Raw genomic sequence first — 19,064 nt, 5'->3', positions numbered from 1 at the left:
CTGTCCCCATTTCACATCGGTCGAGGTAGCATCGGCCGCTCTGGAGATCAACCGTTCCGTCGGTCGAGCGAGCCCGAGGTCTGCGATGCGTACTGCGGGGCTGGTGGCGGGCCTGCTGGGCCTGGTGGCCGCCGGCACCGTCGCCACCACCGGCTGCGGTGCCGCCGCGAGCTCGTCGGCGTTGCCGCACGTCGGGTTCGTGGTCAAGCGCACGGGCGGGTCGTTCGCACAGGAGATGACCAGCGGGTTCCACGAGGGCGTCGGCCGGGTCGGCGGGGTGAGCGCGACCGTCACGGGACCCTCCGGCCACGACGGGCACAGGGAAGTCGAGTTGTTCCAGGATCTGTCACGGACGGCGAAAGGCGGTGTCGCCGTCGCCACGTCCGAACCCGCGCTGATGGCGCCGTCCATCACCGCGGCCTTGCGCGAACACCTCTCCGTCGTCGGTGTGGACATGCGACTCGGGTCGAGCTCCGGGGTGAGGCTCCACATCGGTAACGACAACTACGAGCTCGGCGAAAAGCTGGCTGACGAGTTGATCCGCCGATTGCCCTCGGACGCGACCGGTTCGGTGGTGCTGGGAAACGCCACTCCGGGACTGGCCGGGTTCGACGACCGGGCCGACGGAATCCGTGGGCGGTTCGCCGAGAAACTACCGGGAGTGCGGGTGCTGGGGCCGTTCGACACGCAGCGCGACGACGAGGCGAACCTCGACGCGTGGCGACGGCTCGCGGCGGCCAACCCCGGCGCACTGGCTTTCGTGGGGACCGGAGACTGCGACGGGTTCAACCTCGCCGCGATCAAGACCGAGAAGTCGGCGAGGTGGCTGGTGGGCGGGTTCGGGGTCGACCCTCGGACGTTGCAGGCGGTGCGGGACGGCGTCGTGGTGGCGTCGGTCTCGCCGGAGCACTACCTCAAGGGCGCGGTCGCCGGGTGGCTGCTCGCCCGGCAGGCCAGAGGCGGCGCGGAGTTACCCGAGGGGTGGGTGTTCACCCCGGGACTGGCGGTCACGACGGCGAACCTCGACGAGGTCCTGCACCGGCAGGAGTCGGAGCAGGCGCGCGAGCAGTGGTTCCGTCCCCAGCTCGACGCCTTCGTCGAGGACCCCGCGAGCTGGTTGCGACCGTTGGAGCAGGCACGGTGAGGCTTTGGGAGAGCCGCGCCACCGCACGGGTGGCGACGGTGGGGCTGACGGCCGGGCTGCTGGCACTGGCCGGGCTGGCGTTGTGGAGCAGCATCAGCGCGCAGATCACGACCGCGCAGGTGCGCCAGTTCAACGAGACCAGCGAGCGCTGGAGCCGGGTGCTCGAACACATCAACATCACCGACAACGCGCTGCGCGACCTGCAGCTCAAGCGCACCGAGCTGACCGTCGAGCCGTTGCGGAACTCGGTCGGCGCCGCCCGTGGCGAGCTGGAGTGGCTGCAGGCCAACGGCACCCCGTCGGACGTCGCGGTGGCCACGCGCCTGCTGCCGCTGTACGACACGACGACGGAGACGCTGCGCAAGGTGCTCGCCGGTGACGACCCCGCGCAGGTCGACCAGGCCGGGTTCGCGCACTCCTCGCTGCGCCGCCAGGTCTCCACGACGATCGGTGCCAAGCAGCTCGACACCACCGACTACCTGCGCGCGGCGGACGAGAAGAACACCCGGCTGCGGGTCGCGCAGATCGCGGCGTTCGCGCTGGACGCGTTCCTGGTGGGCCTGTTCGGCATGGTGCTGCTCGGCCACCGCCGCAAGATCCTGCGCCAGGCCGCGAAGAACGAGCACGAGGCGCACCACGACGCGTTGACCGGTCTCGCGAACCGGACGCTGCTCGCGCGCCGGATGGAGCAGGTCGTCGCCAAGGCGCACAAGAAGAACGAGCCGCTGGCGTTGCTGATCGTGGACCTCGACCGGTTCAAGGAGGTCAACGACTCGCTCGGGCACCACGTCGGTGACCTGCTGCTGCGCCAGGTGGCCAACCGGCTGTCGTGGGCGGTGCGCGACACCGACCTGGTGGCCCGCCTGGGCGGCGACGAGTTCGCGGTGCTGCTGCCCGGCGTCGGCTCGGCGGACAACGCGCGGATGGTCGCGGACAAGATCCTCACGGCGCTGGCGATGCCGGTGATCCTGGAGGGCCTGGAGCTGGAGATCGCGGGCAGCGTCGGCGTGGCGCTGTGCCCGGACGACTCCCTGGACGGCCACGAGCTGCTGCGGCACGCGGACATCGCGATGTACGCGGCCAAGCGCGACAAGTCCGGTGTGGCCGTGTACGACGCCCGCCTGCACGAGCGCGGTGCCTCGCAGCTCACGGCCGTGACGGAGCTGCGGCACGCGATCGACCGCGGTGAGCTGTTCCTGCACTACCAGCCCAAGGCGCTGGCCGACACGGGCGCGGTGTGCGGCGTCGAGGCGCTGGCGCGCTGGCAGCACCCGACCCGCGGCCTGGTGCGCCCGGACGAGTTCATCCCGGTCGCCGAGGAGAACGGCCTGATCGAGCCGCTGACCCGGTACGTGATCGACGCGGCGCTGCGCCAGTGCCGCACCTGGTCGGACGCGGGCTGGGAGGTGCCGGTGTCGGTGAACGTGGGCGCCGCCTGCCTGCTGCACACCGAGTTCCCCGGCGACGTGGCCGACCTGATCAAGCGCCACGGCCTGCCCGCCAGGCTGCTGACGCTGGAGATCACCGAGTCCGCGATCATCTCCGACCCGGACCGCGCCGTGGACGTGCTGCGCGGCCTGACCGAGCTGGGCGTGCGGCTGTCGATCGACGACTTCGGCACCGGCTACTCGTCGATCTCCTACCTGCGCAGCATGCGGGTGCACGAGATGAAGCTCGACCGTTCGTTCGTCACGCACATGTGCACCGACGCCGGTGACTCGGCGATCGTGCACGCCCTGGTCGCCCTGGCCCGCAACTTCGGCCTGCAGGCCGTGGCGGAGGGCGTGGAGGACCAGGACACCTGGACGGCGCTGGCCGAGGCCGGCTGCGACGTGGTGCAGGGCTACTTCCTCAGCGAGCCGTTGCCCGCCGAGGACGTGGTGGCCTGGCTGGGCGACCGAGCCGCAGCCGCCCACGCTTAGCCCGCATCTGCGAGTACCACCAACTCAAGATCATCCAGCACTTTTCCACTGCCAACCTGTTCGGTGTTCGACGAACGGGTTGGCAGTGGAAAAGTGCGGTTTGCGGGGTGGTTGGCGGTACTTGCAGATGCCGGTCAGGCGCGGGAGCGCCAGGTGTCGACCAACGGCTTCATGAAGTCGACGATCTGCGGCAGCTGTGGCGCGACCACGAGGTAGGCGACGGCGCGCAGAGCGGCGACGGCGTTGACGAACGCCAGCACGTCGGCGTCCAGCTCGCGGAGGCCGTGGGTGCGGGCGCCGCGGTTGTAGGCGGCTTCGAGGTCGGGGCCGAGGGAGGCGAGGTCCCACTCGACCGGCCCGTACGTGACGAGCTCGAAGTCGGAGAACAACGGGCCGGTCGTGCTCGCGAAGATGTTCGCGGGCGGGCAGTCGCCGTGGATCGGCTGCAGTTCTACGCCGGGAAAGCGCTTCTCGAACTCGGCCTGGGAACGCACCACCGGTTCGAGCTCCGCCCATTCACGCCGGGCGCGGTCGAGATCGGCCGCGTCGAGCAGGTCCGGGTGCTTTTCCAGGAGGCGGAGCGCATCGGTGATGAATGCGGGGTCCGCTGTTCCCAGGAATGGGAGTTCGCCCGGATACCCTTTCAGCGCCGCGTGCAGTTCGGCAGCCTTTTCCGAGTTCGCGACGTAATCCGGTTCACCGCTCTTGTCCTCCGGGACGAACGGCCAGAACGTGATGGAGAACCCGTCGCGCTGCACGGGTTCGGCCGGCACGTCGGGGCTCGGCGGGATCACCGGGACGCCCTGGTCCGCGAGCCACCGCGCCACGTCCAGCTCGCGCCGCTGGCGGGCGCTGGTGGCGTCGAGGTCCTCGGTGTGCGGCAGGACGACCGGCACGCGGGCCACGACCGGGCTCGGTGCCAGGTGCACGACCACCGAGAACAGCTCGTAGAGCACCGCGGGCTCGGTCACGGTGAGGCCGAGGTCGCGCCCCGCCGCCACGGCCGCGTCCCTGGCCGCGGTGGTGCGCCGGGCGATGTCGTCGGGGGTCGCGAAGGCTGTCATGGCACGATCGTGTCACGACAGCCCGCGCGGCCGCAGATCATTTTCGCGTCCCTGGGAGGACCCGGTGCCCGACCGCCACCTGATCGACGTCCACGTCCTGCTGCTGCGCGCCGGGCAGGTCCTGCTCTCGCTGCGCAGGGACACCGACCCGCGCTTCGACGGGGTGTGGCACCTGCCGTCGGGCAAGCTCGACCGCGGCGAGTCGGTGCCGGCCGCCGCGGTCAGGGAGGCCCGCGAGGAGGTCGGTGTCGAGATCGACCCGGCCGACCTGCGGCACGTGCACACCGCGCACGTCACCGCGGCCGGTGTGGAACCGCGGCTCGGCCTGTTCTTCACGACCACGCGGTGGACCGGGGAGCCGGTCAACCGCGAGCCCGGCAAGTGCTCGGCGCTGCGCTGGTTCGGGCTGGACGCGCTGCCGGAGGAGCTGATCGCCTACTCCGCCGCCGGAATCCGCGGTCACCTCGCCGGCACGCCGTTCAGCGTGCTCGGCTGGGATCAGTGACCGCAGCAGGCGTGGTCGGCCCACTCCGGTTCGTGCCACCAGTGCCTGTTCCGCGCTGACGGCAACGGCGGCAGCGCGTCGTCCGTCGCCGTCCGCTGCTGCGCCCGGTAGGGCTTGAGCAGGTCGGCGACGGTGTGCAGGCGTCCGCCGACCATCACCTGGCGCACGTCGGCCGCCGCCCTGATGTCCGCGAGCGGGTTGCCGGAGACGAACGCGATGTCGGCCGGGGCACCGGGCCGCAGCGACCCGATCGGCAGGCCCAGCCACGTCGCCGGGTTGCGGGTGGCGGTGATCAGCGCCTCCCGCGGTGTGAAGCCGAACTTGACCATGGCGCGCAGGTTCATGTGCGTGGCGGTGGCGGGCGCGTCGAGTGGCGCGTCGGTGCCGCAGATCACGAGGCCACCGCCGCGGTGCACGGCCAGCGCGAACTCGACCCAGCCGCGCAAGATGTGCAACGACGAGGAGGCACCACCGGTGTTCGCCTCGGCGAGGTAGCGCTCGTACTCCCACGGCGGGAACAGCACGCGGGTGCGTTCGTCCAAGACCAGCGACCTGTCCTCGGCGAACAGGGCGCGGTTGTGGAACAGGGTCGGGGTCATGGACATGCCGGTGCGGGTGAACAGCGCGACCACGTCCTGGTAGGCGCGGCCCTGGCGGGAGATCGTGTGCGAGTAGCCCAGGCGGTTGGTGGCGCCGACGTGCTCCATGCCGTTCATGCCGATGTTCGCGGCCGGGTAGAGGTAGTGCGACGACAACGGGACGCGGGACCGTTGCACGGCAGCGCGTTGCAGCTCGACGGGGAGCCGGACGTAGGTCTTGAGCATGTCGTAGTCGAGCTCGTGGGCGCGGCGCAGTTCGAGGTCGAGCTGGGCGCGCGACAGGGTCGGGCGCATGAAGTTGTAGTAGACGCGGGAACCGTCGACGGCCTCGCCGGTCGCGTAGAACCGGGGCCCGGTCAGGGTTCCTGCGGCGAGCGCCTCGCGGGTCTCGACCATCTGGTAGACCGGGTCGCCGGGTGAGCGGACGGTGGTGATGCCGTAGGCGAGCCACACGTTGCCCTGGCGCGCTCCCCACGCCCGTCCGCGCAGGTGCCAGTGGTTGTGGGCGTCGATGAGGCCGGGGATGGCGGTCAGCGTGCTCGCGTCCACGTCGGCGCGACCGCGGTGCGGGCGGACGTCCGCGATCCGGCCGTGGTCGACCACGAGGTCGACGTTCTCGCGCAGCTCGTGCGCCTCGCCGTCCCAGTAAGCCTTGACGTGCACGACTTCGCGCTCGGATGAACGCTGCCTGCGCCAGGTGAGGCCGACCCGGACGGTGCTGGCCTTGCCGTCTAGTGTGGACTTCCGCAGGCGGCCGTTGTTGAGGTACACCAACGCGTCGTCGCCGTGCCACGCCAGCGAGTCGGTGACCTCGCGGGTGACCTGCCGCGGCGTGCCGAGGAACCGGCCCTTGCCGTCGACGGCCACGACGAAGGCGAGGCTCTCGACGACGAACGCGAGGTGCCGGCCGTCGGGCGACCACACCGGGCCGTCGTCGCCGCGGGTCGCGATCGACCGGAACGGCATCGGCTCGGTGTACCGCAGCTCGCCGCTGACGAGGTCGATGGTGAGGACCTGGCTGGTGCCCTCGCGGAACCGCCGGGAGAACGGCTTCACCGCGGCCAGCGCGACCACCGTGCCATCGGCGGACCAGGTGGGACGGCCGGGCTGGAACAGCGTCGGGGTGACCTGGCGGCGGCCAGCCGCGTCGACCACCCACACCTGGCCGTCCTGGTCGACGTAGGCGACCCTGGTGCCGTCCGGGGAGAACCGGGGCGTGGTCTGCGCGTGCGGCGCGGGCGCGTGGGCCTCGTCGGCGCCGGTCCGCAGGTCCCGCACGCGCAGCTGGGCGATGCCGGTGCGGTCGCTCGCGTACAGCAGCCGGGTGCCGTCGGGCGAGAAGTCCGGGTCGGAGTCGAAGTACGCGCCGTCGGTCAGCTTCGTGGTGCGGCCGTCGGCCAGCAGGTGCAGCGCGTTCAGCGCCCGGAAGGCGATCTTCGTGCCGTCGCGCGACACGACCGGGCTCGCGATGCCCCTGACCTGGCCGCCGGTGGGGGTGCGCGCACGGTGCTGCCGCGGGGTGCGCACGGGAACCGTTGCGCTGAAGGGGATGTCCTTCGTGGACCTGCCGTCGAACAGCCGGATCTTGCCGTCGGCGGTGTAGAGCACGCTGCCGCCGTCCCACAGCGGCGCGAACCCGAAGACGTCCTGCCCGGTGACGACGGCCCGGTCACCGAGCATCAGGTCGGCCTGGCCCGGTCGCATCAGCGTGTAGCTCGGCTGACCGCCCGGCCCGCAGCTCGCGCCGAACAGCTGCGCGCCCGCCGGTGCGGTGACCAGGCGTTCGCGAGTGCCGTCGAGCGCCACGGCGTCCACGGCCGCGTTGCCGACGGTGAAGACCAGCCGGCGGCCGTCGGGTGACCACTGCGGTGCGGCGGCCTCGTCCGGCAGGCCGGTGAGCTGGGTGACGGCACCGGAGGCGACGTCCAGCACGTGCACGCCGTAGCTGCCGCCCCTGTCGCTGGTGAACGCGATCTTCGTGCCGTCGGGCGAGAACGCGGGCTCGCGGTGGTCGTACTGGCCGCTGGTGAGCTGCCGGGGCGTGCTCCCGGCGAGGTCGGTGACGTAGAGGTGGTAGTTGCCGTCCCGGTAGGACTGGAACGCGATCCGGCCGCCCGGACCGAACGACGGCAGCGACGCGTCCTGCAGCTCGTCGGTCAGCCTGCGGGCGGTGCCACCGGTCGCGGGCAGCACCCAGATGGCGGTGACGAGGTCGATCGCGAGCCACCTGCCGTCCCGTGACCGGGTGACGGAGATGTTGGTGCCCTGGGTGAGCGTGACGACGGTGCCCGGTCCGGCCTGCGCCGCACCGGTGGTGGTGAGCGCGGAGGCGGCCGTGGCCAGGGCGGCGGCCTGGCCGGTGCGGGTCAGCAGCTCACGACGAGACAGGTCCATGCGTGGCACTCCCCCAGCGTTGACGCCCTGGAAGAACCACACTGCCACCGCACCGGGCCGGCACCATCCACCGATCGGCGGTCAGGCCACCGCCGTGTACACCAACGCGAGGATCGCGCTGGGGCAGCAGATCGTGACGAGACCGACCACCCCGTAGAACGGCTCCTTCTTGGTGATCATCGCCGCCAGCGCGGCGACCCCCACCCCGACAGTGATCAACAACAACGCCAGCACCAGGTACGACACGGTCTTCTTCCTTCGCAACGGGAGTTCGGGTCACAGGCACGCGGATGCGCGTGGCGGTGCCCGGCACGAAGGTGTGGCCGGTGTCGTGGAGGTCGTGGTGCCGCAGTCGACGTCGTCGCGCTGCGTCGGCGGTTCACCCGTCCCGCTGACGGCGGCGGGCCGCCACGCCCACCCGGTGTCCGGTGCGGCGGGCGTGGCGGTGGCACCGTGCGAGACCGACACCCTGCTGGGCAGGTGCCGGTCCCCCAGGTCCTGGTGCTCCCGCTGGGCGGGCAGCAGCGCCAGCAGCAGGGCGAGCAGCAGCGCCGGCGCGGCGCGGTTCACGGTGCGGTGGCCCCTGCCCGCCTGCGCGCGAAGAACTCCGCGACCGGCTCGACGTAGCGGGCCGCGATCGGGCCGATGACCGCCATCAGCAGCACGTACGCCGTGGACAGCGCCGCGAGCTGCGCGCTGACCATGCCGGAGGCCACCGCGAGACCGGCGATGACGATGGAGAACTCACCGCGGGCCACCAGTGCGGCACCCGCGCGGGCCCGGCCCATCGGCCCGACGCCCTGCCTGCGCGCCGCCCACCAGCCGGTCGCGAGCTTGGTCAGCGTCGTCACCACGGCCAGCGCCACGGCGACGCCGAGCACCGGCGGGATGGAGCGCGGGTCGGTGTTGAGGCCGAACACCACGAAGAACATGGCGGCGAAGAGATCGCGCAACGGCTCCAGCAGGCGGGTGGCGTTCTCCGCGGTGGAGCCGGAGATCGCGATGCCGAGCAGGAACGCGCCGACCGCGGCCGAGACCTGCAGCTGCGAGGCGACACCGGCGACGAGCAGCGCGGAGCCGAGCAGCTTGAGCAGGAACACCTCGTGGTCGGGGCTGTCGACGACGGCGGAGATGTAGCGCCCGTACTTCAGCGCCACGACGAGCACGACGGTGATGGCGAGCAACGAGATGCCGACGGAGGTGAGGCCGCCCAGGAAGCTGACACCGGCCAGCAGCGCCGTGAGCACCGGCAGGTAGACCGCCATGGCCAGGTCCTCGAACACCAGCACCGACAGGACCACCGGTGTCTCGCGGTTGCCGAGCCGGCCGAGGTCGCCGAGGACCTTCGCGACGATGCCGGACGAGGAGATGTAGGTGACGCCGGCCATCGCGAGCGCACCGACCGGTCCCCAGCCCAGCAGCAGCGCGACGACGGCGCCGGGGGTCGCGTTGAGGACGATGTCGAGCAGTCCGGCGGTCCAGGACTTCTTCAGCCCGGTCGTGAGCTCGGAGGCCGAGTACTCCAGCCCCAGGAACAACAACAGCAGCACCACGCCGATCTCACTGGCGAGGTGCGCGAACTCCTCGATGCCGTGCAGCGGGACGATGCCGCCCGCGCCGAACGCGAGGCCGCCGATCAGGTAGAGCGGGATGGGCGAGATGCCGAATCTCCAGGCCAGTCGCCCGAGCAGGCCCAGCCCGAAGAAGACCGCACCCAGTTCGATCAGCGCGATCGTGGTGTCGTGCACTGCGCTCAGCCGCCCGTCAGGATCTCGGCGGCGGTGTCGAGGCCGTCCGCGGTGCCCACGACGACAGCGAGGTCGCCGTTGGAGAACAGGAACTCCGGGCCCGGCGAGGGGTGCGCGGTGCCCTCCCGCACGACGGCGACGACCGACGCGCCGGTGCGGGTGCGCAGCGCGGTGTCGCCGAGCGTGCGGTGCGCGAACGCCGTGACCAGCAGCTGGCGCGTGGTGATGCCGGTGATGTCGCGGTGCTGCTTGCTCAGCTGCGTCACCAGCTGCGGCGCGCCGAGCAGCCCGGCGAGCGTGCCCGCCTCCTCCGGCGCGAGCGGGATCGAGGCGGCCGTCGCGTCCGGGTCGTCCTGTTTGGACAATATGAGCTCGAACTTGCCGTCACGGTAGGAGATCACGCCGATCCGGCGGCCGGAGCGGATGCTGAAGTCCTGCCTGACCCCGATGCCGGGCAGGGGCGTCACTTCGACGTTCACTGGCGTGCTTCCTGACTTGGGTTCTTGGGTTTTCTAGGGTTCGATCAGCCCGGCGCGGATCGCGTACCGGGTGAGTTCGAGGCGGTCCTTGAGACCGAGCTTCTGCAGCAGGTTGGCGCGGTGGCGCTCGACCGTCTTGACGCTGATGAAGAGCAGGTCGCCGATCTCCTTCGACGAGTGGCCCTCCGCGACCAGCTTGAGGATCTCCTCCTCGCGGTCGGTGATCGCCCGCGACGGGATGCCGCCGCCGTCCTTGGCGCGGTCGAGGTAGTTGCGGATCAACGAGTTCACCGCGCCGGGGTAGAGGAACGGCTCGCCGCGCATCGCCGCCCGGCACGCCTCCACGAGGTCGCGGTCGGCCACCGACTTGAGCACGTACCCGGAGGCACCGGACTTGAGCGCCTCGAAGAAGTACTGCTCGTTGTCGTACATGGTGAGGATCAAGATCCGCAGGTCCGGCAGCAGCCGCGACAGCTCACGCGCGGCCTGCAACCCGGTGAGCCGCGGCATGGCGATGTCGAGGATCGCGAGGTCGGGCTTCTCGGCACGGGCCTTGGTGACGGCCTCCGCGCCGTCGCCGGCCTCGGCCACGACGGTCAGGTCGGGTTCGTTGTCCAGGATCAGCCGGACGCCGCGGCGCACCAGCGCGTGGTCGTCGGCCAGCAGGATGCGCGTCTTCACCTGGCCGGCACCACCAGACGCACCTCGGTGCCCCTGGCCAGAGCGGTGATCTCGACCTCGGCGTGCACGAGCAGCGCCCGCTCCCGCATGCCGCGGATGCCGGCGCCCTCCTCGGCGTCGCCGATGCCCCGTCCGTCGTCGCGGATGCGCAGCTCGACCCCGGCGGGGTGGTTCTGCAGCGCGAGCTCGACCGAGGTCGCGCCGGCGTGCCGGACGGTGTTGGTCAGCCCCTCCTGCGCCACCCGGTAGACCACCAGCTCGGTCTCGGCGTCGAGCTCGGGCAGGTCCTTCGCGAACCGCTTGGTGACCGTGAGCCCGGTGGTGATCTCCGCGGTCAACGCCTTGAGCGCGCTGACCAGCCCCAGCTCCTCCAGCACCCCCGGCCGCAGCCGCCGTGCGATGCGCCGGATCTCGTCGAGCGTGCTGCGGGTGGTCTCCTGCACCTGCCGCAGCTCCTCGCGCATGTGCGCGGGCGCCTGGTCGGCCACCCGCTTCAGCTCCAGCAGCACCACGGTCAACGACTGCCCCACCTCGTCGTGCAGCTCCTGCGCCACCCTCCTGCGTTCGGCCTCCTGCGCGCTGAGCGCCCGCGCCGAGCTGAACCCGCGTTCGGCCTCCAGCCGGTCGATCATCGCGTTGAACGTGGTGATCAGCTCCGCGATCTCCCCGTGCCCCTTGGCGGTCAGTCGCGGCCCCGGTTTGAGCAGGTCGATCGTGGTCATGGCCTTGGTGAGCCGGTCCAGCGGCGCCAGCCCGACCCTGATCAGCACCGCGTTGGCGACCAGCATGGCCACGAGCCCGGCCCCGAGCACGACCATCTCCCCGGACACCGCCCGCGTCGACACCGTCACCGGGCTGAACGCCAGCACGGCCGTGGCGATGATCAGGACCAGGGCGTTGAGCAGGAAGATCCGCCCGAACAACGACACGCGCGCCGCCTTTCCGCGATCACTTCCCGCCACGCCTTGCGAGGCTGACGGGCGCACCCACCACGTGTCCATCCGTGGCAACACCCATGTTCGGTCTGCATGGGGGTCAGCGCTGGCCGGATCTGCGTGCCCGCCCGGATCGTTTTCCCCAGCAGCGCGGGAGAAGGTGAAGACGTCTCGACCGCACGGCGACGGGAGGCGGAGATGGAGACCACACGACGACCGCGCAGACCCGCACTGAAACGGGCCCCGAGGTGGACGCTGCTGGCCGTGGCGTTCTCGTCGGTGGCGGCGGGGCTGGTGCTGCCGCACACGCTGCTGATCGCGGCCGGCCTGCTGCTGGCCGGGTGCGTGGCACTGCCCTAGCGGGCGCGCCGACACGAGGACCACGCCGGCGGAGGCCGCCGCTGTCAGGCAGAAGCTGACGGCGGCGGCCTGGTCTTCCCGGTCTTACCGGTTTTCCTGGTCTTGCTGGTCCGGGTCTACCCGGACGTGGGCTTGCTCAGAGCGCCAGCGCGCCTTCGATGCGCGCGAGCATCGCGTCCTCGGCGTCGACGACCACGCCGTCGGCCTCGGCCACCTCGCGCGCGATCGTCAGCACCGCGGCGGGAAACGACCTCGCGTCCTCCGGCGAGCGCGTGGTGAGGATCTTCATCGAGCCGCGCAACGCCTCGAGGACGACCGGCTCGACTTCCTCGTCGGTGCCGGCGGGCACGGACGGGCGGGCGGCGCCCATGACGAGGCGCAGGTCGGGCGACAGGTGCGACAGGGCGCGCAGGCCGGCGAACCGCTCCTCCAGGACGGGGCCGGGGTCGGCGTGGGAGACCAGCAGCATCGCGCCGTACACGGCGGTGCGCAGCGTGCGGCTCTCCTCGTCGGTGAAGAAGATCATGGCGTCCACTCTATGTCTTGTGATCAGGCGATTTCGGCGGTACTGGTACGAAGACTCGCCACCGCGCCGGTGGTTGCTCCCGGCGGCGAAACTGCGACGTGGCTCATCGGGCAGTTCTGCTCAGCGCGAAACCTCTCGTCACGCGGCGTACAAATGACACCTCCGGGCGTTGACATGAGTTGTCAGCCCAACCCCTGGAGGATCAGCGATGACGACCACCGTGGCCCGCCCCCGCATCACGGTACGGCGGGTGGTGTTCACGCTCGTCCTCCTCAGCGTCACGACGCTGCTGTTCTGGGTGCCGTTCGAGGGCCTGTTCGCGGCGTCGGCGCAGTGGCCGGGGCCGGTGCGGCCGATCGCGGCCGTCGTGTTCGCCGCGGCGGCGATCAGCATGATCGTGCTGTTCACCCGCAGGAACTCCGACCGCGCCGCGCGGATCTCGCACTTCCTGCTGGGGTTCGTGTGGATCGCGTTCGTCTGGACGCTGCTCACCGACGTGGTGCGGCTGGTGCTGGCGCTGGCCGGTGTGGAGAACCCGTTCCGCGCGCGGTTCATCGCCGTTCTGCTGGCGGTGCTCATCGTCGCCGTGACGGCGTACGGCGTGCACGAGGCCATGCGGGTGCCGCGGGTCAAGCGCCAGGACGTGACGATCCCCCGCCTCGACCCGGCGTTCGACGGGCTGACCGTCGCCGTCGTCACCGACACCCACTACGGCGCGATCGACCGCGCGAAGTGGTCGCGGGGCATGGTCGACGCGGTCAACGAGCTGAACGCCGACGTGGCCGTGCACGTCGGTGACATCGCCGACGGCACCGCTGAGCAGCGCCTGGAGCAGGCGACGCCGCTGGGTGACGTCACGGCGGCGCACCGGTTCTACATCACCGGCAACCACGAGTACTACTCCAACGCCCAGGGCTGGATCGACCTCATGACCCGGCTGGGCTGGAAGGCGCTGCACAACGAGCACGTGGTGCTCGAACGCGGCGGTGCCCGCCTGGTGTTCGCGGGCATCGACGACATCACCGCCGACCACTCCGGCGAGCCCGGCCACGCCGCCGACCTCGCGCTCGCGTTGCGCGGCACCGAGGCCGGCGACCCGGTGGTGCTGCTCGCCCACCAGCCCTCCGAGATCCGCAAGGCCGTCGAGGCCGGCGTGGACCTGCAGCTGTCCGGTCACACCCACGGCGGGCAGATCTGGCCGTTCCACCACCTGGTGCGGTTGCAGCAGCCGGTGGTGGCGGGCCTGAGCCGGCACAGCGACCGCACGCAGCTCTACACCAGCCGCGGTGCCGGTTTCTGGGGCCCGCCGATGCGGGTGTTCGCACCGAGCGAGATCACCCTGCTGACGCTCAGGGCCGCATGAGGTGCCCGGTGTCGTTGAACCTGACCAGCCGCGGTGACCGGCCGGCCGTGTAGCGGATGACCGTGAGGGCGGCGTTGTCGTTGTCCAGCGTCAGCCACTGCTCGGGTGCGGCGTCGAGCGCGTCGCGGACGAGCCAGCTGATCAGGAACGCGTGCGTCACCACCAGCACCGGGCCGTCACCCGGCCGAGCGAAGCGGGTCTCGGCCTCGTGCGCGAGCGCGGGCCCGCGGGTGCGCTCGGACTCGGGGAACCGGTCGAAGAACTCGTCGTGGTCGGGGACGAAGTGCGGCACGAAGTCGTCAGCGGCCGCCTCGGCCCGGCAGGGCACCCCCAGCACCTCGGCGATGATCGACGCGGTTTCGGCTGCCCGCGGCAGCGGACCGTGGTGCACGGCGGCGAACCCGGTGCCCCGCAACCGTTCCGCGAGCAGCTCGGACTGCCTGCGCCCGTGCGCGGTGAGCCGCGTCTCGTCCTTCGTCGCCTCGCCGTGCCGGACCAGGTGGAGATCTCTCGTCACGACGTGCAGTGTGCCTTGACGGCACCGGCGGCGTGATGGGCGTATGTCGGTCCGCGGCGGTTCCAGTCCTGACCTCGGTTGAGGAGCTGCACCGTCAGGGTTCCGCTGCTCCGGAACCTGCCGGCGGTGACCCACTGCCCGCGCCGGTCGACCTGCTTGATCGCGAACGACGCGACCGGCGCGCCCCCGACCCCGTTGCGGTCGTACACGAAGTACACGGTCGGGTTACCGCCGACGGCGGTCAGGTCCCCGTCGGGCACGTGCACCGACACCTCGCACGTGCCGGCGGCGGCGAACGTCCACATCGCGTAGGACGACGAGTCGTCCCGCCGCGCGTCACCCGACATCGGTACCGACACGAACGCCGACCCGCACCTGCCGTCGCCGTGTTCGACCCAGCCCCGCCGCCCGTCCCGGTAGGACCCGACGCTGCGGTAGCCCCCGCACCCCGGCCCCGACGTCACCGTCTTGGCACCGCTGGGCGCGCGCTCGGCGGGAGGCGGCGGCGGAGCGGGCGGCGGCGTGGTCGTGGTCGGCACCAGCCCGAGCGCCGAGGAAGCGAACATCGGGTCCGTGCTCGCCGAGGACTCCACCGGCAGGTCCTCCGCGGGCGTGATCGCGCCGGGCAGGTAGCTGTGCGTGGGCATCGCCTCGGTCGGCGCACCGGGCTCGCTCAGCCCCACGACCGCGATGCCGGCCACGACCAGCCCGGCGGCGGCGACGGCGATCACGACGAGCCGCCGCTTCACCGGCGGCGGCTTCTCCTCCGGCGCGGGCGCGGTCTCCTCCGCGAGGGCCCGACGTCCCTGTCCCCTTGCGCGGACAGCGGCGATCAACGCGGGATCGAGCATCACGTCGGTCGGGTCGTCGGGGTAGTCGGTCGGCACGCAGCGCAGTGTGCCAGCCGCACAGCACCACCCGAACGCGTGGTTGTTTCACGAAAGGGTCATTCGCGTTCAATCCACCGCACGCAGTAGCAGCCGCTCGCCGGTTCGGTCGACACGGTGTGCCGGGAGCGTTCCCGGCCGGTGTGCCGGGATCTCGGCGCGCGGGCCGTCCCACGTGCAGTCATCGGGTCGGCGAATCGCCGGGAAACGGTGGTGGGGCGGGAGTCCGGTCACGGTCTGGACACACCTGAGGATCGCGCCGATCCCGCCGCGTTCCGCGGCAGGTCAGGTGTCGAGCGGCACCGGCGAGCAGTCGCGGAGCTCGCGGATCAACGCCGAAGCGACCACCCACCGGATCTCGTGGTCGTCGTAGGACAGGTTCACCGCTTTCACCGCCACAGGACCAGATGGGCCTGCCCGGTGCAAAGCGCCCCGGACACCGGCAACGGGAAAGGCACGCGCTCGAACAGCCACCGCGCCGCGCCGCAACGCCGGGCACAGCGAGAGCGAGGTCGAGACGCAGGGCACGCAGACGGGCGGGTCGACGCACGCGGCGCCGTCCGGCCAACCGGGCCAGTCGTCGCGGAAGTCCCGCAGCAGCCACAGGACGCCGTCGGCGTTCCGGTCCGCGGGCTCGCCGCACACCTGGCACAGCAGCATCCGCATCGCCCGCCGTTGCCGCAGCGGGTGCACCTTGCCGAACTCGGGCCGGCCCACCTCCCGGCGGAGTGCGGTGCGAACCCACAGCACGCCGCGGGCATCGCGGTCGCCGATCAGCTCGTCCTGGTACCCGATGCCGCAACCGGGTCGTTCCACCACCCGGCACGGGAGGTCCGGCTCAGCGCTCCAGGCGGTGACGTACGGAACGATCATGGTCTTCACGGCGCCGAACGGTAGGACTGCGCAGCGTGATCGGTTGTACAAAATGTGTGACCGCCGGCTCGCTACAGTGGCTGCCTGCGGAACCGACCCGGCGAGGTGGGTGTGGAGCACATCGGTGCGCGTGTCCGGTACTGGCGGCTGAGGCGGCGGTTGGGGCGCAAGCAGTTCGCCGACATGGTCGGTCGTTCGGCGTCCTGGCTCGACAAGGTGGAGACGGGGGAACGCGGGCTGACCCGGCTCCCGGTGATCCAGCGCGTCGCCGAGGTGCTGGACCTCGACCCGGCCGTGCTGACCGACGACGTCCGCGACCGGCGTGCCCGGCAGTGCGTCGACGGTGGCGAGGTCCGCGCGATCCGCCAGGCCCTGGCGAACCACCCCGGGCTCCGCGGCCCGTCGGTGCCGGACCTGGCGGCGGTGGCGCGGCAGGCGACCTATCTCGACCACGCGTGGAGCATGTCCCGCTTCTCCGTCCTCTCCCGGCACCTGCCCGAGCTGATGGGCAGTGCCCAGGCGGCGGCGGACCTCGCGACCGGGGCCGACGAACCGGCCGCGCACCGGGTGCTGGTGACCGTGTACCGGTTGGCCTCGTCGATGCTGCTCAAGTTCGGCGACGACGACATCGCCTGGCTGGCCGCGGACCGCGCTCTGCACGTGGCGATGCGGACCGGGGACACCTGGTCGCTGGCCCGCGCGACCCGCAGCACCGCTCGTGCGATGACGGGTGTGCACGAGCAGGCGCAGGCGGTCGCGACGTTGCTGGCGATGGCGGACCGGATGCGCGGTGAGGTGAGCGCCGCCCCGGCGGACCTGTTGGCGCTGCACGGCATGCTGTACCTCGCTGCGTCGATCGTCGCGGCCGAGCGGGAGGACGCCGATCTTGCCCAGGACGTGCACGACGCCACCCTGGCGGCCGCGCGGACGATGCGGCCGGAGCACAACGACCACGGGACGTGCTTCGGCGTGACCAACACGCAGATCCACCGCGTCTCGGCCCTGGTGCGGCTGCACGACTGCGGCCGAGCACTGGAGTTCGCCGCCACCATCAGCCCACGCGAGGTGAAGGCCTTGTCCGTCGAGCGCCAGGCCGGCTACCTGCTGGACCTCACCAGGGCGCACGCGGGTGTCGGGGACCACCGGCAGGCCGCGCGCCTGTTGGGCAAGGCCGAGCAGATCGCACCCGAAGAGGTCCGTTGCCGACCGTTGGCGCACGGCCTGCTCCGCGCACTGGTGAACCACACCTCGGGCGAACCGGCGAGGCTGGTGCGGCGGATGGCCGGCCGAGCGGGAGTCGAGGCATGAGCGCCCCGGTGCTCTACCTCGTGGTCTGCGGAGCCGGACCCGCTGACCACGTGGACCGCGTTGTCGAACTGGCGCAGGCCGAGGGGTGGGACGTGTGGTGCGTCGCCACACCGGCCGCCGTCGAGCACTTCCTCGACCTCGACGCCCTCGAAGCGTTGTGCGGCCACCCGGTGCGAACGGGTCACCAGCGGACAGGACAGCCGGCACTGCCCCCGGCGGCAGCGGTGGTCGTCGCTCCCGCCACCTACAACACGATCAACAAGTGGGCGAGCGGGATCGCGGACACCTACGTCCTCACCCAGCTCGCCGAGCTCACCGGTCTGGGCGTGCCGATCGCCGTGCTGCCGTTCGTGAACACGGCGCTCGCGAACAACCGCGCGTTCCACCGCAGCGTCGCGGAGCTGCGCGAGTCCGGCGTGACGGTGCTGTTCGGCGAGGGCGGCTTCGTGCCGCACCCGCCGCGAACCGGCGGCCAGGCCGTGGAGCACTACCCGTGGAACGCGGCACTGGACGCGGTCAGGAGCGCACGCCACTCCTCATCCGCCCGGCCACCAGCAGCAACACCAGCCCGAGCACGCACATCCCGAGCGTGAACGCGTACACCGACCGGAACCCGATCCCCTGCGCCACCCCGAGCAGCGGCCCCGCGATCATGGTGCCCACGATCTGCGTGTTGCTGAACATCGTCGTGGTGTGACCGGGCCGGCCGGGGTCGAGGCTCTGGAAGTACGTGATCCCCACGCCCATGATCAGCGAGATGACCGTGGCGTGCAGCAGCTGCGCGGCCATCACCTGCCAGACGGAGTCAGCGACGAGCATGACTCCGTGGTAGCCCAACGAGATCGCGGCGCCGATGACGACCATCATGTGCAGCGACTTGCGGTTGGCCAGTGCGCCGAACCAGAGCATCATCGGGATCTCCAGCGCCGCGCACAGGCCCATCACCAGGCCCGCGTCGCCCGCGGTGCCCTCCAGGTTCGTGGTGACGAACAACGGCAGGCCGCTCACCGCCAGCGCGACGGAGCCCTGCAGGAACGTGAACGCCACCGAGACCACCGAGATGCGGCCGCGCGACGGGCCGGCGGGTGCCTCGTCCTCGACCACCTCCTGCGGGGTCTCGGCGGGCACGGGCAGGAACCAGGCGATCACGGCCACGCCGAGCTGCAGCGCGGCGGTCGAGGCGAACAGGCCGAACCAGCCGACCTTCGACACGAGCAGCGCGGCCACCGGCGGACCGGCCACCCAGGCGACCGACAGCAGGGTGCGCAGGACGCTGACGACCATCGACGGGCCCTGCGAGACCGCGCGGCCGTAGGCGAACAGCTGTGGCAGCAGGGAGGAGGTGATCGCGATGAACAGCACCGAGGTGCCGAGCAGGAACCAGTAGTCGCGCGACACGGCGAACAGGCCGTAGCCGACCGCGCCCGCGACACCGCCCGCCACGAGCATGAACCGGCGCTGCACGCGGCCGTCGGACAGCCTGCCCATGACCGTGCTGGCGACCACCGACGCGATCGGTGAGGCCAGCAGGAAGAAGCCGAGCTGGAAGGGCGTGACCCCGATCTCGGAGGTCAGGAACAGCGAGCCGAACGGCAGCGCGAACGCCATCGACACACCGGTGACGACGCTGATCACCGCGAGCTGGAAGAAGGAACGGGACAGGAGCGGCGAGGGGGTTTTCTCGCTGATTGCCGTCACGAACGGATACTGCCTCCTGGCCGGTGAATCAGGAAACCAAATATCCCATTGTGCGGGCAAC

The 19,064-nt window shown here is 71.4% G+C and carries 20 protein-coding genes; 7 read left to right on the top strand and 13 right to left on the bottom strand.

Annotated elements, in window-relative coordinates; all coding sequences use genetic code 11:
• The first annotated feature begins 85 nt into the window (after nucleotides 1-85).
• Both ACZ7CD_RS28410 and ACZ7CD_RS28405 read left to right on the top strand, forming a co-directional pair.
• The gene (locus tag ACZ7CD_RS28410; RefSeq protein ID WP_470380077.1) at nucleotides 86-1,144 is read left to right on the top strand and encodes a sugar ABC transporter substrate-binding protein; all 1,059 of its coding nucleotides are present in this window, start codon (nucleotides 86-88) and stop codon (nucleotides 1,142-1,144) included.
• Nucleotides 1,141-3,066, top strand: coding sequence for a putative bifunctional diguanylate cyclase/phosphodiesterase (locus ACZ7CD_RS28405; protein ID WP_360387648.1), 1,926 nt, complete (start codon nucleotides 1,141-1,143; stop codon nucleotides 3,064-3,066). Before ACZ7CD_RS28410 ends, ACZ7CD_RS28405 begins: the two co-directional genes overlap by 4 nt.
• Before the next feature lie 134 nt (nucleotides 3,067-3,200).
• Here ACZ7CD_RS28405 and ACZ7CD_RS28400 read toward each other — a convergent pair whose 3' ends face one another.
• Nucleotides 3,201-4,130 (bottom strand): phosphotransferase, encoded by a 930-nt coding sequence (locus ACZ7CD_RS28400; RefSeq protein WP_470380076.1) that lies wholly within the window; start codon nucleotides 4,128-4,130, stop codon nucleotides 3,201-3,203.
• Between the two features lie 64 nt (nucleotides 4,131-4,194).
• On the opposite strand from ACZ7CD_RS28400, the gene ACZ7CD_RS28395 reads away from it, so the two are divergent.
• Nucleotides 4,195-4,635: an NUDIX hydrolase gene (locus ACZ7CD_RS28395; RefSeq protein WP_360387645.1), complete on the top strand. Its 441-nt coding sequence runs from the start codon at nucleotides 4,195-4,197 to the stop codon at nucleotides 4,633-4,635.
• On the opposite strand, the gene ACZ7CD_RS28390 is transcribed toward ACZ7CD_RS28395, so the two are convergent.
• The 7 genes from ACZ7CD_RS28390 to ACZ7CD_RS28360 all read right to left on the bottom strand — a co-directional run bounded on the left by ACZ7CD_RS28390 (nucleotide 4,629) and on the right by ACZ7CD_RS28360 (nucleotide 11,465).
• The gene (locus ACZ7CD_RS28390; protein ID WP_470380075.1) at nucleotides 4,629-7,628 is read right to left on the bottom strand and encodes a DPP IV N-terminal domain-containing protein; all 3,000 of its coding nucleotides are present in this window, start codon (nucleotides 7,626-7,628) and stop codon (nucleotides 4,629-4,631) included. The genes ACZ7CD_RS28395 and ACZ7CD_RS28390 overlap by 7 nt on opposite strands.
• Nucleotides 7,629-7,709: 81 nt before the next feature.
• Nucleotides 7,710-7,874: a hypothetical protein gene (locus tag ACZ7CD_RS28385; RefSeq protein WP_360387640.1), complete on the bottom strand. Its 165-nt coding sequence runs from the start codon at nucleotides 7,872-7,874 to the stop codon at nucleotides 7,710-7,712.
• Nucleotides 7,875-7,904: 30 nt separating this feature from the next.
• Entirely contained in the window at nucleotides 7,905-8,198 is a 294-nt protein-coding gene (locus ACZ7CD_RS28380) for a hypothetical protein (protein ID WP_360387638.1), read from the bottom strand.
• Nucleotides 8,195-9,376: a cation:proton antiporter gene (locus ACZ7CD_RS28375; protein WP_360387635.1), complete on the bottom strand. Its 1,182-nt coding sequence runs from the start codon at nucleotides 9,374-9,376 to the stop codon at nucleotides 8,195-8,197. Before ACZ7CD_RS28375 ends, ACZ7CD_RS28380 begins: the two co-directional genes overlap by 4 nt.
• A gap of 5 nt (nucleotides 9,377-9,381) precedes the next feature.
• Nucleotides 9,382-9,855 (bottom strand): cation:proton antiporter regulatory subunit, encoded by a 474-nt coding sequence (locus ACZ7CD_RS28370; protein WP_360387633.1) that lies wholly within the window; start codon nucleotides 9,853-9,855, stop codon nucleotides 9,382-9,384.
• Between the two features lie 33 nt (nucleotides 9,856-9,888).
• Nucleotides 9,889-10,536, bottom strand: a complete 648-nt coding sequence (locus ACZ7CD_RS28365) for a response regulator transcription factor (RefSeq protein ID WP_360387631.1) — start codon at nucleotides 10,534-10,536, stop codon at nucleotides 9,889-9,891.
• Entirely contained in the window at nucleotides 10,533-11,465 is a 933-nt protein-coding gene (locus ACZ7CD_RS28360) for a HAMP domain-containing sensor histidine kinase (protein WP_458433198.1), read from the bottom strand. Before ACZ7CD_RS28360 ends, ACZ7CD_RS28365 begins: the two co-directional genes overlap by 4 nt.
• Nucleotides 11,466-11,669: 204 nt before the next feature.
• Between ACZ7CD_RS28360 and ACZ7CD_RS28355 the strand changes: the two genes are divergently transcribed.
• The gene (locus ACZ7CD_RS28355; RefSeq protein WP_458433199.1) at nucleotides 11,670-11,831 is read left to right on the top strand and encodes a hypothetical protein; all 162 of its coding nucleotides are present in this window, start codon (nucleotides 11,670-11,672) and stop codon (nucleotides 11,829-11,831) included.
• Nucleotides 11,832-11,967: 136 nt separating this feature from the next.
• On the opposite strand, the gene ACZ7CD_RS28350 is transcribed toward ACZ7CD_RS28355, so the two are convergent.
• Nucleotides 11,968-12,357, bottom strand: coding sequence for a hypothetical protein (locus ACZ7CD_RS28350; RefSeq protein ID WP_458433200.1), 390 nt, complete (start codon nucleotides 12,355-12,357; stop codon nucleotides 11,968-11,970).
• 208 nt (nucleotides 12,358-12,565) lie between these two features.
• Here ACZ7CD_RS28350 and ACZ7CD_RS28345 point away from each other — a divergent pair, with 208 nt between their 5' ends.
• Nucleotides 12,566-13,720 (top strand): metallophosphoesterase, encoded by a 1,155-nt coding sequence (locus tag ACZ7CD_RS28345; protein WP_458433201.1) that lies wholly within the window; start codon nucleotides 12,566-12,568, stop codon nucleotides 13,718-13,720.
• Here ACZ7CD_RS28345 and ACZ7CD_RS28340 read toward each other — a convergent pair.
• The 3 genes from ACZ7CD_RS28340 to ACZ7CD_RS28330 form a co-directional block, all read right to left on the bottom strand.
• Nucleotides 13,707-14,237, bottom strand: a complete 531-nt coding sequence (locus ACZ7CD_RS28340; RefSeq protein WP_360387618.1) for a histidine phosphatase family protein — start codon at nucleotides 14,235-14,237, stop codon at nucleotides 13,707-13,709. The two genes, ACZ7CD_RS28345 and ACZ7CD_RS28340, sit on opposite strands and share 14 nt — an antisense overlap.
• A complete protein-coding gene (locus tag ACZ7CD_RS28335) occupies nucleotides 14,234-15,124 on the bottom strand; it encodes a hypothetical protein (RefSeq protein ID WP_470380074.1) in 891 nt (296 codons plus the stop codon). Before ACZ7CD_RS28335 ends, ACZ7CD_RS28340 begins: the two co-directional genes overlap by 4 nt.
• Nucleotides 15,125-15,409: 285 nt before the next feature.
• Nucleotides 15,410-16,006: a hypothetical protein gene (locus tag ACZ7CD_RS28330; protein ID WP_360387612.1), complete on the bottom strand. Its 597-nt coding sequence runs from the start codon at nucleotides 16,004-16,006 to the stop codon at nucleotides 15,410-15,412.
• A gap of 102 nt (nucleotides 16,007-16,108) precedes the next feature.
• Between ACZ7CD_RS28330 and ACZ7CD_RS28325 the strand changes: the two genes are divergently transcribed.
• Both ACZ7CD_RS28325 and ACZ7CD_RS28320 read left to right on the top strand, forming a co-directional pair.
• The gene (locus tag ACZ7CD_RS28325; RefSeq protein WP_470380073.1) at nucleotides 16,109-17,305 is read left to right on the top strand and encodes a helix-turn-helix domain-containing protein; all 1,197 of its coding nucleotides are present in this window, start codon (nucleotides 16,109-16,111) and stop codon (nucleotides 17,303-17,305) included.
• A complete protein-coding gene (locus tag ACZ7CD_RS28320) occupies nucleotides 17,302-17,898 on the top strand; it encodes a flavoprotein (RefSeq protein ID WP_360387607.1) in 597 nt (198 codons plus the stop codon). Before ACZ7CD_RS28325 ends, ACZ7CD_RS28320 begins: the two co-directional genes overlap by 4 nt.
• Here ACZ7CD_RS28320 and ACZ7CD_RS28315 read toward each other — a convergent pair.
• A complete protein-coding gene (locus ACZ7CD_RS28315; protein ID WP_470380072.1) occupies nucleotides 17,822-19,003 on the bottom strand; it encodes a sugar efflux transporter in 1,182 nt (393 codons plus the stop codon). The genes ACZ7CD_RS28320 and ACZ7CD_RS28315 overlap by 77 nt on opposite strands.
• Between the last annotated feature and the right edge of the window lie 61 nt (nucleotides 19,004-19,064).

The sequence above is a fragment of the Lentzea sp. NPDC036949 genome, assembly GCF_055608075.1.
This window is presented reverse-complemented; position numbering and strand designations above follow the sequence as displayed.